The sequence below is a fragment of the Streptomyces tricolor genome, assembly GCF_002155905.1.
Classification (GTDB): domain Bacteria; phylum Actinomycetota; class Actinomycetes; order Streptomycetales; family Streptomycetaceae; genus Streptomyces; species Streptomyces tricolor.
In genome coordinates this window covers 1-13,943 of record NZ_MUMF01000510.1, presented here as the reverse complement: position 1 = coordinate 13,943, position 13,943 = coordinate 1, and the positions used below count along the sequence as shown (strand labels likewise).

Below are 13,943 nucleotides of genomic sequence, written 5' to 3'. Positions count from 1 at the left end.
GGTCAGAGCAGACTCCCGCCTGTCTGAAGGACGTAGAACCATGGCCGCCACCCCAGAGAACCCCGCCGCCTCCGCGCCCCGCCGCAAGGTGAGCCGTCACCGCGGTGAGGGCCAGTGGGCCGTTGGCCATTTCACGCCCCTCAACGGCAACGAGCAGTTCAAGAAGGACGACGACGGTCTCAATGTGCGGACACGCATTGAGACGATCTACTCCAAGCGCGGCTTCGACTCGATCGACCCGAACGACCTGCGGGGCCGGATGCGCTGGTGGGGGCTGTACACCCAGCGCAAGCNNCGCGTCCGCGTCGACGGCGGGGCGCTGACCACGCGGCAGCTGCGGGTGATCGGCGAGATCTCGCAGGAGTTCGCGCGCGGCACGGCGGACATCACCGACCGGCAGAACGTCCAGTACCACTGGATCCGGATCGAGGACGTGCCCGAGATCTGGGACCGGCTGGAGAGCGTCGGCCTGTCCACGGTCACCGCCTGCGGTGACACCCCGCGCGTGATGATCGGCTCCCCGGTGGCGGGCATCGCCGAGGACGAGATCATCGACGCCACGCCCGCGCTGGAGGAGATGAAGCGCCGCGTCCTGAACAACAAGGCGTACTCCAACCTCCCCCGGAAGTTCAAGACGGCCATCTCGGGCTCGCCGCTGCTGGACGTGGTGCACGAGATCAACGACGTCGCGTTCGTCGGCGTACGCCACCCCGAGCACGGCCCGGGCTTCGACGTCTGGGTGGGCGGCGGTCTGTCCACCAACCCCAAGCTGGGCGTGCGGCTCGGCGCCTGGGTGCCGATCGACGAGGTGCCGGACGTCTACGAGGGCGTCATCTCGATCTTCCGCGACTACGGCTACCGCCGGCTGCGCAACCGGGCCCGGCTGAAGTTCCTCGTCGCCGACTGGGGCGCGGAGAAGTTCCGGCAGGTGCTGGAGGACGAGTACCTGGGCGGGCGCAAGCTGATCGACGGGCCCGCCCCCGAGCAGCCCGTGCAGCAGTGGCGCGACCACATCGGTGTGCACCGGCAGAAGGACGGCCGGTTCTACGTCGGGTTCGCGCCGCGGGTCGGCCGGGTCGACGGGGCCACGCTGACGAAGGTCGCCGACCTGGCGGAGGCGCACGGCTCGGGCCGGGTCCGCACCACCGTCGAGCAGAAGATGATCATTCTCGACGTGGCGGAGGACAAGGTCGACTCGCTGGTGGAGGGCCTGGAGGCGCTGGATCTCACCGCCCGGCCGTCCTCGTTCCGGCGCGGCACCATGGCCTGCACCGGCATCGAGTTCTGCAAGCTCGCCATCGTGGAGACCAAGCAGCGCGGCTCGCAGCTGATCGACGAGCTGGAGCGCCGCCTGCCGGACTTCGACGAACCGATCACCATCAATCTCAACGGCTGCCCGAACGCCTGCGCCCGCATCCAGGTCGCCGACATCGGTCTCAAGGGCCAGCTGGTCCTCAACGACCAGGGCGAGCAGGTCGAGGGCTACCAGGTGCACCTCGGCGGCGCCCTCGGCCTGGAGCCGGGCTTCGGCCGCAAGGTGCGCGGCCTGAAGGTGACGTCGGAGGAACTGCCCGACTACATCGAGCGGGTGCTGAAGCGCTTCCAGGCGGAACGCGAGGACGGCGAGCGCTTCGCGGCCTGGGCATCCCGGGCTTCCGAGGAGGCTCTGTCGTGAGTGAGCGGGCTGCGCCGTTCTACTGCCCCTATTGCGGCGACGAGGATCTGCGTCCGAGCGGCGAGGGTCACGGCGCCTGGGAATGCGGGGCGTGCAACCGCGCATTCCGGCTGAAGTTCCTGGGACTGCTGGCCCGGGGCCTTCAGCGAGCCGACAACGGAGGGGACGATCAGATATGACGACGGCTCAGGAAGAGCGTACGACCGAGGAGTTGAAGGCGCTCGCCGAGCAGGCGGGCCGTGACCTGGAGGACGCCTCGGCGCTGGAGATCCTCCAGTGGGCGGTGGACACCTTCGGCACGAAGTTCTGCGTCACCTCCTCGATGGAGGACGCCGTGGTCGCCCATCTCGCCTCGCGCGTGCTGAAGGGCGTGGACGTCGTCTTCCTGGACACCGGCTACCACTTCCCGGAGACCATCGGCACCCGGGACGCCGTGGAGGCCGTGATGGACGTCAACGTCATCACCCTCACGCCGCGGCAGACGGTCGCCGAGCAGGACGCGGAGTACGGCCCGAAGCTGCACGACCGCGACCCCGACCTGTGCTGCGCGTTGCGCAAGGTCCGGCCGCTGGAAGAGGGCCTGAAGAACTACCAGGCGTGGGCGACGGGCCTGCGCCGCGACGAGTCCCCGACCCGGGCGAACACCCCGGTCGTCGGCTGGGACGAGAAGCGGCAGAAGGTCAAGGTCTCCCCGATCGCCCGCTGGACCCAGGACGACGTGGACGCGTACATCACCGAACACGGCGTGCTCACCAACCCGTTGCTGATGGACGGCTACACCTCCGTCGGCTGCGCCCCGTGCACCCGCAGGGTCCTGGAGGGCGAGGACGCGCGGGCCGGCCGCTGGGCGGGCCGTGCCAAGACCGAGTGCGGGCTGCACGGATGACGAACGACCAGATTCAGGAGAACCACGTGACGACCGGAGCCACCGTCTGGCTCACGGGTCTGCCGAGCGCCGGCAAGACCACCATCGCGTACGAGCTGGCGGGCCGGCTGCGTGCCGAGGGCCACCGGGTCGAGGTGCTCGACGGCGACGAGATCCGCGAGTTCATCTCGGCGGGTCTCGGCTTTTCCCGGGAGGACCGGCACACCAACGTGCAGCGCATCGGCTTCGTCGCCGAGCTGCTCGCCCGCAACGGCGTCAAGGCGCTGGTGCCGGTGATCGCGCCGTACGCGGACAGCCGGGACGCGGTGCGCAAGCGGCACGAGGCGAACGGGACGCCGTACCTGGAGATCCATGTGGCGACCCCGGTCGAGGTGTGCAGCGTGCGGGACGTGAAGGGCCTGTACGCCAAGCAGGCCGCGGGCGAGCTGTCCGGGCTCACCGGGGTCGACGACCCGTACGAGGAGCCGGAGACGCCCGACCTGCGGATCGAGTCGCAGCACCAGACGGTCCAGCAGTCCGCCGGGTCGGTGTACGCGCTGCTGAGCGAGAGGGGACTGGCATGACCACGGTCGCCAAGGCGGCGGAGGGCACGGACAGCCCGTACGCCCTGTCGCACCTGGACGCGCTGGAGTCCGAGGCGGTGCACATCTTCCGCGAGGTGGCGGGCGAGTTCGAGAACCCGGTGATCCTGTTCTCCGGTGGCAAGGACTCCATCGTCATGCTGCACCTCGCGCTGAAGGCGTTCACCCCCGCGCCGGTGCCGTTCTCGCTGCTGCATGTGGACACGGGACACAACTTCCCGGAAGTTCTTGAGTACCGGGACCGTGTGGTCGCCGCACATGGGCTGCGCCTCCATGTGGCCTCGGTCCAGGACTACATCGACCGCGGTGTGCTCAAGGAACGCCCCGACGGCACCCGCAACCCGCTCCAGACGCTTCCCCTGACGGAGAAGATCCAGAGCGAGCGGTTCGACGCGGTCTTCGGCGGCGGACGCCGGGACGAGGAGAAGGCCCGCGCCAAGGAACGCGTCTTCTCCCTGCGCGACGAGTTCTCCCAGTGGGACCCGCGCCGCCAGCGCCCCGAGCTGTGGAACCTGTACAACGGCCGGCACGCCCCCGGTGAGCATGTGCGCGTCTTCCCGCTCAGCAACTGGACCGAGCTGGACGTCTGGCAGTACATCGCCCGGGAGGGCATCGAGCTGCCGGAGATCTACTTCGCGCACGAGCGGGAGGTGTTCCGGCGAGGCGGCATGTGGCTGACCGCGGGCGAGTGGGGCGGTCCGAAGGAGGGCGAGACCGTCGAGAAGCGGCAGGTGCGCTACCGCACCGTCGGCGACATGTCCTGCACCGGCGCGGTCGACTCCGACGCGACCACGCTGGACGCCGTCATCGCCGAGATCGCCGCGTCCCGGCTGACCGAGCGGGGCGCGACCCGCGCCGACGACAAGCTGTCCGAGGCCGCGATGGAAGACCGCAAGCGCGAGGGGTACTTCTAAGCATGAGCACGACCACGACCGAGGCGCTCTCGGCCACCACCCTGCTGCGGTTCGCCACCGCCGGCTCCGTCGACGACGGCAAGTCCACCCTCGTCGGACGGCTGCTGCACGACTCCAAGTCGGTCCTCGCCGACCAGCTGGAGGCCGTCGAGCGCGCCTCCGCGAGCCGCGGCCAGGACGGCCCCGACCTCGCCCTCCTCACCGACGGCCTGCGTGCCGAGCGGGAGCAGGGCATCACCATCGACGTCGCCTACCGCTACTTCGCGACCCCGCGCCGCCGGTTCATCCTGGCCGACACCCCCGGCCATGTGCAGTACACCCGCAACATGGTCACCGGCGCCTCCACCGCCGAGCTGACGGTCATCCTGGTCGACGCCCGCAACGGCGTGGTCGAGCAGACCCGCCGGCACGCCGCCATCGCCGCCCTCCTGCGCGTCCCGCACGTCGTCCTGGCCGTCAACAAGATGGACCTCGTCGGCTACGAGGAGCGGGTCTTCGCCGCGATCGCCGAGGAGTTCACGGCGTACGCGACCGAGCTGGGCGTCCCCGAGGTCACCGCGATCCCGATCTCGGCGCTGGCCGGCGACAACGTGGTGGAGCCGTCCGCGCACATGGACTGGTACGGCGGCCCGACCGTGCTGGAGCACCTGGAGACCGTGCCGGTCAGCCACGACCTGGCGCACTGCCACGCCCGGCTGCCCGTGCAGTACGTGATCCGGCCGCAGACCGCCGAGCACCCGGACTACCGGGGCTACGCGGGTCAGATCGCGGCCGGCACCTTCCGGGTGGGCGAGCAGGTCACCGTCCTGCCGTCCGGCCGTACGACGACGATCTCCGGCATCGACCTGCTCGGCAGGCCGGTCGACGTGGCCTGGACGACGCAGTCGGTGACGGTGCTGCTGGCGGACGACATCGACGTCTCGCGCGGCGACCTGATCGTGCCGACGAAGGACGCGCCGGCCACCACGCAGGACGTGGAGGCGACCGTCTGCCATGTCGCCGACGCCCCGCTGACCGTCGGCCACCGGGTGCTGCTCAAGCACGGCACGCGCACGGTCAAGGCGATCGTGAAGGACATCCCGTCCCGGCTGACGCTCGACGACCTGTCCCTGCACCCGCACCCGGGGCAGCTCGTCGCCAACGACATCGGCCGGGTGAAGATCCGTACCGCCGAGCCGCTGCCGGTGGACTCCTACGCCGACTCGCGCCGCACGGGCTCGTTCATCCTGATCGACCCCGCCGACGGCACCACGCTCACCGCCGGCATGGTCGGCGAGTCGTTCGCGTCCCCCGAGCCCGTCAAGGACCAGGCCGAGGACGACGGGTGGGACTTCTGAGCATGAACTCCACCGACTACTACGCGACGTTCGCGAAGGAGGGCGGCCGTGTCGGCAGCGGCGCCCTCGGCAGCGGGCAGGGCGGAGTGGCGCGATGTGCGCGCTGACGTACGCGCACCGCTCGCGCGCCCTCACCCCCCACCGCCGTAGACGAAGACCTGCCGACTTCCCGGCCACGACCTGAGAGACCGTGACCGCCGGGCCTCCGAGAGGAACACCTCCCGTGCCTGCATCGAACGCCTTCCGGCGCAGCCTCGCGGTGATAGCCGCGCTCCCTCTGCTCTCCCTCGCCGCCTGCGGTTACGGTTCCGAGGCCAAGGACGACGGCGCCGCCCAGATCGCCGCCGGGGCGAAGAAGACCGACGGGCTGGACTCCGTCAAGATCGGCTACTTCGGCAATCTCACCCACGCGACCGCGCTGGTCGGGGTGCAGAAGGGCTTCTTCCAGAAGGAGCTGGGCGCCACCACGGTCAAGCCCGCCGTCTTCAACGCCGGCCCGTCCGAGATCGAGGCCCTCAACTCCGGTTCCATCGACATCGGCTGGATCGGCCCGTCCCCGGCGATCAACGGCTACACCAAGTCGAACGGCAAGAGCCTGAAGATCATCGGTGGTTCGGCGTCCGGCGGGGTGAAGCTGGTCGTGAACCCGGAGAAGATCAAGTCCCTGAAGGACGTCAAGGGCAAGAGGATCGCCACCCCGCAGCTGGGCAACACGCAGGACGTGGCGTTCCTCAACTGGGCCGCCGAGCAGGGCTGGAAGATCGACGCGCAGAGCGGCAAGGGTGACGTCACGGTCGTCCGCACCGACAACAAGATCACCCCGGACGCCTACGCCTCCGGGTCCGTGGACGGTGCCTGGGTGCCGGAGCCGACCGCGTCGAAGCTGGTCGCCGAGGGCGCCAAGGTGCTGTTGGACGAGGCCACGCTGTGGCCGGACCAGAAGTTCGTGATCACGAACATCATCGTGCGGCAGGGCTTCCTCAAGGACCACCCGAAGGCGGTCGAGGCCGTCCTGAAGGCCGCGGTCGAGACCAACAAGTGGATCAACGCCCACCCGGACGAGGCGAAGGCCGCCGCGAACAAGCAGCTGGCGGCCGACTCCGGCAAGGCGCTGCCGGCGAACATCCTGGACCCGGCGTGGAAGTCCATCCGGTTCACCGACGACCCGCTGGCCGCCACCCTCGACACCGAGGCCGAGCACGCGGTCAAGGCCGGTCTGCTGGAGCAGCCGAACCTCAAGGGGATCTACGACCTCAGGATCCTCAACAAGGTGCTCAAGGCCGAGGGCGAGAGCCCGGTCGACGACGCCGGCCTCGGCTCCAGCTGACGCCGGTCCCCGATGAGTCCCCAGGAGGTGACGACCATGGCCACGACCCTCGCCAAGGCCGACGAGACCGTCGACTTCGCGGCACGCCTTCAGCACGTCTCGAAGTCCTTCACGGGACCGGGCGGACAGCAGCTCGTCCTGGACGACATCAGCATCGATGTCGCGCCGGGCGAGTTCGTCACCCTCCTGGGGGCCTCGGGCTGCGGCAAGTCCACGCTGCTGAACCTGGTGGCCGGCCTGGACCGGCCGACCACCGGTTCCATCACCACGGACGGCCGGCCCGCCCTGATGTTCCAGGAGCACGCCCTGTTCCCGTGGCTGACGGCCGGCAAGAACATCGAACTCGCCCTGAAGCTCAGGGGGGTGCCCAAGCCGCTGCGCCGCGACAAGGCCGAGGAACTGCTCGAACTGGTCCGGCTCAAGGGCGCCCACGGCAAGCGCGTCCACGAACTGTCCGGCGGCATGCGGCAGCGCGTGGCGATGGCCCGCGCGCTGGCGCAGGAGAGCAACCTGCTGCTGATGGACGAGCCGTTCGCGGCGCTGGACGCCATCACGCGGGACGTGCTGCACGACGAGCTGACCCGCATCTGGGCGGAGACCGGCCTGTCCGTGCTGTTCGTGACGCACAACGTGCGCGAGGCGGTACGGCTCGCGCAGCGCGTGATCCTGCTGTCCTCCCGCCCGGGCCGGATCGCGCGCGAGTGGGAGGTCGACATCCCGCAGCCGCGCCGCATCGAGGACGCCCCCGTGGCCGAACTGTCCCTTGAGATCACCGAAGTCCTGCGTGGGGAGATCCGCCGTCATGGCCAGCACTGAGACGACACCGGTCCAGGACGCCGGGAGCGTCGAGGCGGGCCTGGACGCCCTGGAGACCACGGCCACCGGCCGCCCGTCCCTCCGGCAGACCCTCGTCAACAAGATCCTTCCGCCGGTCATCGCCGTCGCGGTGGTCCTCGCGGCCTGGACCCTGCTCTACCCGGTCGTCGACAACCCGACCAAGCTGCCCTCGCCGGCGGCCGTGGGCAGCGCGTTCAAGGAGGCGTGGCTCCAGGGCGAACTGCTCGGCTACATCTGGACCAGCGTCTCGCGCGGTCTGCTGGGCTTCGCCTTCGCGCTGCTCATCGGCACCCCGCTGGGCCTGCTGGTGGCCCGGGTGAAGTTCGTGCGCGCGGCCATCGGCCCGATCCTGTCCGGCCTGCAGTCGCTGCCGTCGGTGGCCTGGGTGCCGCCGGCCGTGATCTGGCTCGGCCTGAACAACTCCATGATGTACGCGGTGATCCTGCTCGGCGCCGTCCCCTCCATCGCCAACGGCCTGGTGTCCGGCGTCGACCAGGTGCCGCCGCTGTTCCTGCGCGCGGGCCGCACACTGGGCGCGACCGGGGTGAAGGGCATCTGGCACATCACCCTGCCGGCCGCGCTGCCCGGCTATGTGGCCGGCCTGAAGCAGGGCTGGGCCTTCTCCTGGCGTTCGCTGATGGCCGCCGAGATCATCGCGAGCTTCCCCGACCTGGGCGTGGGCCTCGGCCAGCTGCTGGAGAACGCCCGCACCGCCAGCGACATGGCCATGGTGTTCGAGGCGATCCTGCTCATCCTGTTCGTCGGCATCGCCATCGACCTGCTGATCTTCAGTCCGCTGGAGCGGTGGGTGCTGCGCAGCCGCGGCCTGATGGTGAAGAGCTGACCATGTACGACGCGCCCGTCCTCCTCGTCATCGCCCACGGCAGCCGCGACCCGCGGCACGCCGCGACCGTGCACGCCCTGGTGGAGCGGGTACGGTCGCTGCGGCCGGGCCTGCGCGTGGAGACCGGGTTCCTGGACTTCAACGTCCCGTCGGTGCACGGGGTGCTTCAGTCGCTGGCGGCGGAGGGCGTGCGGGACGTGGTGGCGCTGCCGCTGCTGCTGACGCGCGCCTTCCACGCCAAGGCCGACATCCCCGCCGTGCTGCGGGACGCCCCGGCGCGGCTGCGGATCCGGCAGGCCGAGGTGCTCGGTCCGTCCCCGCTGCTGCTGTCCGCGCTGGAACGGCGGCTGTACGAGGCGGGGTTGTCGCCCGCCGACAAGTCCTCGACCGGGGTCGTCCTGGCCTCGGCGGGATCCTCCGACCCGGAGGCGATCGCGGTGATCGCCGACATCGCGCGGGAGTGGTGGCACACCGGTTGGTGCGCCGTGCGGCCCGCGTTCGCCTCCGCATCCCTTCCCCGCACCGAGGACGCGGTGCGCGAACTGCGCGCCCTCGGCTGCGCCCGGGTCGCCGTCGCACCGTACGTCCTCGCCCCCGGCTTCCTGCCGGACCGCATCGCGCGCGGCGCGGCCGGGGCGGACGTCCTGGCAGAGGTGCTGGGGGCGGCGCCGGAGGTGGCGGGGGTGGTGCTGGAGCGGTACGACGGCGCCTGCCGGCCGGCCCTGGCGGCGCTCGGCGCGTGACCGTCGGCCCGGCCGGTGGCAGTGCGCCGCGCCGTCGGGCCGCGGATGCGCCGTAGGGCCGCGGCGTCGTGGTGGCCGGTCGCGCGGTTCCCCGCGCCCCGATGGGTCCGCTGCGGACCCGCTCGGCCGCCGGGGCGCTGGTCCGTCCCTGCAAAGCCACCCCGTCACGGCACCCTCCGACCTGCTCGGTTTCCCCGAAAACCCCTCCTGGCCGGGTCGGGATCTGCTGGGATGGACCCCTGAGCACTATCGGGGGAGAACGTTCAGTTGGCCGGTCAGGAGTTCGGGCATCATCTGGGGCTGCCCAGGGCTCTGTCGGGTCTGCCGCTCAGCCCGCTCGTGCCGGGGTACGGCGCCCTCGCCACCGCCCAGCACGCGGCGGGCCTGCGCCACCTCGGCGAGGTGCTGGCGGCCGGTCCCGGCGGGTTACGCGTGCTGGACGGGCTGTACGTGCCCGCGGGGGCGCGCGGCCGGCGCCGGGTGGACGTGCCGCTGCTGGAGGCGCTCGCCGGATCCGCGGACCCCGCCGTCGCCCCGCTCGCGGAGCGGCTGGCCGAGCTGCACCGCGCCGACCCGCAGGCGCCCCGGCGGGTCGTCCTCTACCAGCTGATCAATCTGCTGCAGGACCGGCCCGAGGGGCGGCGCGACGCCCTCGCCCGCACGCTGGGCGTGCACCCGAGCGAGACGGCCGGCCTGCTGGCGGCGGCCCGGCTGCGGCCCCGGCTCGACCGGCGGCAGCGGGAGGCCGCCGAGTCCCTGGCCGACGCCCGGGCCCAAGGGCGGCTGCACCGGCTGCGCGCCCTGCTCGACCGGCTCCCCGCGGGCACCGCCGACCCGGCGCTGGCGGCCGTACGGGCCGAGGCGGCCGAGCGGCTGCGTGCCGCCGAGGACGCCCTGCGGGCCGGGCGGCGGGCCGAGGAGCGCGGCGACCGGGAAGCGGCGAGCGCCGGGTATCTGTGGGCGCTGCACGCGGCCTGCGACGACCGGCGGGCGCTGGGCGGACTGGTCCGCGTGCACGGCCGCACCCCGACCCTGGGCACCGCACTGCGCGCGGACCACGTCGAGGTGCGCTGGCAGGACAACCGGGAGCCGCCCGGCGAGTGGCGGCTGCTGCGGTTGTACCGGGACGGCCGGGGCAGGGCCGCGGTCCGCACCGTCCTCGGCTCCGCCGCGGCCACCGCGGGCCCGGCACGGGACACCGGGGCCGAGCCGGGCACCACGGTCCGGTACGCGGCCCTGCCGCTGCGCGACGGGCGGCTGGACGGTCCGCCACTGGTGTCCCGGCGGCTGCTCGTCGCCCCCGACGTGTCCGGCCTGGTGCTGACGGACGGACCCGAGCGCATCGACTGCTCCTGGCACCGGCCGCCCGCCGCCGCCGAGGTCACGGTCGAGCACACCGCGCCCGACGGGCGCACCGCCCGGCTCCCCGTGACGGACGAGGGGTTCACCGCCACCGGTCTGGCGGCGGGCGGCCACGCCTTCCGCGTCGTGTGCCACTACCGGGCGCCCGACGGCCGTACCGTCCCCTCCCCCGGCCTGCGGGCCACCGCCACCGTGCATCCCTGGCCGCGGCCCGTGCGCACGCTGACCGCCCGGCCCGTGGCCGGGGCCGTGCGGTTCGCCTGGACCGGGGCGGAGGACGCCGAGGTGCGGCTGGTGACGTGGCCCGACGGCGCGCCGGCGCCGGGCACCGAACTGCGCACCGACGCGCTGCCGCCCCCGCTGGACTGGCCCGGACCGGCGGACGCCCTGTGCCCGCCGCCCGGCTCGTACACCGAGGTGGCCGCGGTCGCCGTGCGCGGCGCGCGGGCGCTCGCGGGGCCGGCCGTCGGCGTGGAGGCCGTACGGCCCGTGCCCGGGATGACCGCCCACCGGCTCCCGGACGGGCAGGCGCGGATCGTGCTGGACTGGCCCGAGGACGTCCCGCACCTCGTGGTCGGCTGGACACCGGTGGACGCCGCGGGCGGCGGGGAACGCACCGTCACCGCGCACGCCTACCGGCGCGGCGGGCTGCACCTGCCCGTCGGACCCGGCGCCGTCCGGGTGCGGGCCGCCTCGGTGCCCCGGGTGCCCGGCGCGGTGGTCGTGGTGCCCGGCACGGCCGAAGTGCTGCTGCCGGCGGACGCGGCCGTCTCCTACCACCTGGTGCGGGCGCCCCGGCGGCTGCTCGGCCGGGGCCGCACGCTGCTGCGGGTCACACTGACCGCGCCCGGCGGCCTGCCGGAGGTTCCGGAGTTCGTGTGCGTCGCGCGCGGCGGCACCCTCCGCCCGCGCAACGCCACCGACGGCACGACCGTCCTGCGGATCCCCGGGCCCGAACTCGCCCGGCACGGCAGCCTGGAGCGGGAGCTGCCCGCCGCCCCCTGCCCGGCCCCCTACACCCTGCGCTGCTTCCTGCTCGGGGAGCACGCCGCCTCGGTCCGCCTCGAAGAACCCTCTCTCGCCAGCCTGGTGGTGCGCTGAGCCATGACGACCGTGACCTGCCCCTACTGCTTCACCCGCGCGTCGGCGGCCCGACTGCCGTACCGCTGCCTGATGAACCCGGCCGGGGTGCGCGGCGCCGCGCCCTGCGGGCCCGAACCGGACGAGAAGTGGGCCGCGTTCGTGGGGCCCGGGGTGCCTCCGGCGGCCCGGATGCGCGGACCGGTGTTCACCCCGGCACGCAGGTTCGCCGGGCTCGCCGGGCCGGCCGGCACCGGCAGCAGCGTGCCCTGCCCGGCGTGCGGGGTGCCCACGCACGTGCGGGTGTGCGGGTCCTGTCACAGCGACCTGCCCAGCGACTACTGCGACCAGGACGGCCGGATCATCGCCCTGGTCGGCGCCAAGGCCTCCGGCAAGAGCACCTTCGTAGCCGTCCTGCGCAACGAGTTCGACCACCGGGTGGGGCACGCCTACAACGCGACGCTCGCGGCGATGGGACCGCAGTCGCAGGCCCGGGACAAGGAGATGGCCGAGGACCTGTACGAGCGGCTGCGGCTGCCCGCCGCCACCCGGCCGGCCGCGCTCGGCTTCAACGACCCGCTGCTGTACCGGCTCAGCCTGCCCAAGCGGGGCCCGCTGGGCCGCGGCGGGACCCGGCACACCGCCCTCGTCTTCTACGACGCGGCCGGCGAGGACCTCGCGGACGCCGAGGCGATGGACCGCTACACCCGCTACCTGAGCGCCGCCGACGGCATCATCCTGCTGGTCGACCCGCTGCAACTCGGCTCGGTGCGCGACCGGTTGCCGGTGCACGAGGGGCCGCCGCTGCCCGTGGTGGAGACCTCGCCCCGGCAGATCGCCGCCGACCTCGCGACCCAGCTGCGCGCCCACGGCAAGGGCAAGCCCGGCGGCCGGGTGAGCACCCCGATCGCGGTGGCCGTCACCAAGACGGACATGCTCAGGTCCCTGCTCGACCCGCACTCCCCGCTGCTGCGCAACGCCACGCACTCCGGGGGCGCCTACGACGCCGAGGACCGGCTCGCCGTCCACGAGGAGCTGCGCACCCTGCTGACGGACTGGGACGCGGGCGCGCTGCTGCGCCAGCTGGAGCACGACTTCGACCGGTTGTCGCTGTTCGGGCTGTCGGCGCTGGGGGCGCCGCCGCCCGCGGACGCGCCGGCGGACGTACCGAAGTCGGGGCCGCAGCCGGTGCGGGTGGAGGACCCGCTGCTGTGGCTGCTGTCCCTGCGCGGGCTGCTGCCCGTGCGCACCGCCGCCCAGGACAGGACCGGAAAGGAGCGGGCCCGGTGAGCCTCGCCCAGCTGCACTACACCTCGGCGCCGCCCGGACCGGACGGGTCCGGCTTCCGCTTCACCGCCGTCAGCCCCGGCGTGCCCGCCACGCTGCTGCGGGAGGCCGAGCAGCTCATCGGGTACGAGCCGCCCCGGGACCTCCCGGACCGGCCGGACGCCGAGCAGCTGAAGTCCTTCCCGAAGGCCTTCTCCTGCACCGAACTCTCCGACGGCGGACGCCTGTTGTGCCGCTCGGTGTACACCGGGGCGGACTACAGCGGGCGGTGGGGCAACTTCCACGCGCACGCCGTGCATCTGCCGCCCGGGACCCGGCTGCCCGACGGGGCGCTGCCGATCACCGTGTGGGAGTCGCCGCGCTGGGCGGAGGCGACGCCCCCGGGCGGGCGGCCGGAGCCGGTCGACCGGATCGAGCCGTCCCGGCTGCTGCGTCGGGACGGGCTGGTCGCGTTCGCCCGCTCCCGTGCGGACCGGCTCGCCGCGTTCTTCGCCGACCTGCGCACGCTGGCCGACGGCAGCGACGTCCGGCAGCTCGTGCTCGTCGAGCGGGACAGCGCGGACGTGGCCCAGTGGATCGCGCTGGCCTGCACGGTCCTGCCGCGCGAGCAGGCGCACCGGCTGACCTTCACGACGTACACCCGGCGACCGCAGCAGGCCCGCCAGCAGATCGTCGGGGCGCTGCCCTCGTCCGAGCCGGTCGGGCACGACCACCGGTTCCGGGTGCACGACTGCACCGGCCGGGCCGCCGGGGAGCCCGTGGCGGACGCCTGGGCCGAGGTGTGCGCGCGGATCTGGACGGCCGGGCGGCCGGAGCTGTTCCGCGACACCGCCCGTGACCTCGGGGACACCGCCGACGATGTCGGCCGCCTCGCCGTGACCGCGCTCGCCGGGGGCATCGCGCTGCCCCCGGCCGCCCGCGCGGCGGCGGCCCGGCGGGCCGCGGCACGCGCCGGCGACCTGCCCGAACCGACGCTGACGGCGCTGCTCGGGGAGCTGGCGCGGGCGGCGGACGGGGACGACGGGAGCGCCGGGAGCGAGGAACCGGCCGCGCTGGCCGCCCTGTTGGCC

13 protein-coding genes are annotated in these 13,943 nt (G+C 73.2%); all 13 read left to right on the top strand.

Annotated features, from left to right (window positions below; genetic code table 11):
- Positions 1 to 40: 40 nt before the first annotated feature.
- Entirely contained in the window at positions 41 to 1,675 is a 1,635-nt protein-coding gene (locus tag CCN44_RS31965) for a nitrite/sulfite reductase (protein ID WP_086701594.1), read from the top strand.
- Positions 1,672 to 1,854 (top strand): hypothetical protein, encoded by a 183-nt coding sequence (locus CCN44_RS46700; protein ID WP_079081209.1) that lies wholly within the window; start codon positions 1,672 to 1,674, stop codon positions 1,852 to 1,854. The genes CCN44_RS31965 and CCN44_RS46700 overlap by 4 nt, the downstream gene beginning before the upstream one ends.
- On the top strand, positions 1,851 to 2,561 hold the full coding sequence (locus CCN44_RS31955) for a phosphoadenylyl-sulfate reductase (protein ID WP_059253659.1): 711 nt from the start codon (positions 1,851 to 1,853) through the stop codon (positions 2,559 to 2,561). The genes CCN44_RS46700 and CCN44_RS31955 overlap by 4 nt, the downstream gene beginning before the upstream one ends.
- A gap of 26 nt (positions 2,562 to 2,587) precedes the next feature.
- Positions 2,588 to 3,124, top strand: coding sequence for an adenylyl-sulfate kinase (gene cysC / locus CCN44_RS31950; protein WP_059255314.1), 537 nt, complete (start codon positions 2,588 to 2,590; stop codon positions 3,122 to 3,124).
- Positions 3,121 to 4,056 (top strand): sulfate adenylyltransferase subunit CysD, encoded by a 936-nt coding sequence (cysD, locus tag CCN44_RS31945; RefSeq protein ID WP_059253657.1) that lies wholly within the window; start codon positions 3,121 to 3,123, stop codon positions 4,054 to 4,056. The genes cysC and cysD overlap by 4 nt, the downstream gene beginning before the upstream one ends.
- Positions 4,057 to 4,058: 2 nt before the next feature.
- Complete coding sequence (locus CCN44_RS31940; RefSeq protein WP_059253655.1) at positions 4,059 to 5,393, top strand: sulfate adenylyltransferase subunit 1; 1,335 nt, start codon at positions 4,059 to 4,061, stop codon at positions 5,391 to 5,393.
- A gap of 223 nt (positions 5,394 to 5,616) precedes the next feature.
- Complete coding sequence (locus CCN44_RS31930; RefSeq protein ID WP_059253651.1) at positions 5,617 to 6,720, top strand: aliphatic sulfonate ABC transporter substrate-binding protein; 1,104 nt, start codon at positions 5,617 to 5,619, stop codon at positions 6,718 to 6,720.
- Positions 6,721 to 6,756: 36 nt separating this feature from the next.
- Complete coding sequence (locus CCN44_RS31925) at positions 6,757 to 7,536, top strand: ABC transporter ATP-binding protein (protein WP_059253650.1); 780 nt, start codon at positions 6,757 to 6,759, stop codon at positions 7,534 to 7,536.
- Positions 7,523 to 8,401, top strand: coding sequence for an ABC transporter permease (locus CCN44_RS31920; protein ID WP_059253647.1), 879 nt, complete (start codon positions 7,523 to 7,525; stop codon positions 8,399 to 8,401). Before CCN44_RS31925 ends, CCN44_RS31920 begins: the two co-directional genes overlap by 14 nt.
- Positions 8,402 to 8,403: 2 nt before the next feature.
- Complete coding sequence (locus CCN44_RS31915; RefSeq protein WP_059253645.1) at positions 8,404 to 9,144, top strand: sirohydrochlorin chelatase; 741 nt, start codon at positions 8,404 to 8,406, stop codon at positions 9,142 to 9,144.
- Positions 9,145 to 9,411: 267 nt separating this feature from the next.
- Entirely contained in the window at positions 9,412 to 11,607 is a 2,196-nt protein-coding gene (locus CCN44_RS31910) for a hypothetical protein (RefSeq protein ID WP_086701591.1), read from the top strand.
- Between the two features lie 3 nt (positions 11,608 to 11,610).
- Positions 11,611 to 12,876 (top strand): TRAFAC clade GTPase domain-containing protein, encoded by a 1,266-nt coding sequence (locus tag CCN44_RS31905; RefSeq protein ID WP_086701588.1) that lies wholly within the window; start codon positions 11,611 to 11,613, stop codon positions 12,874 to 12,876.
- The coding region (locus tag CCN44_RS31900) for a GTPase-associated protein 1-related protein (RefSeq protein WP_244203999.1) at positions 12,873 to 13,943 on the top strand (1,071 nt) is incomplete at its 3' end. The genes CCN44_RS31905 and CCN44_RS31900, both read left to right, overlap by 4 nt.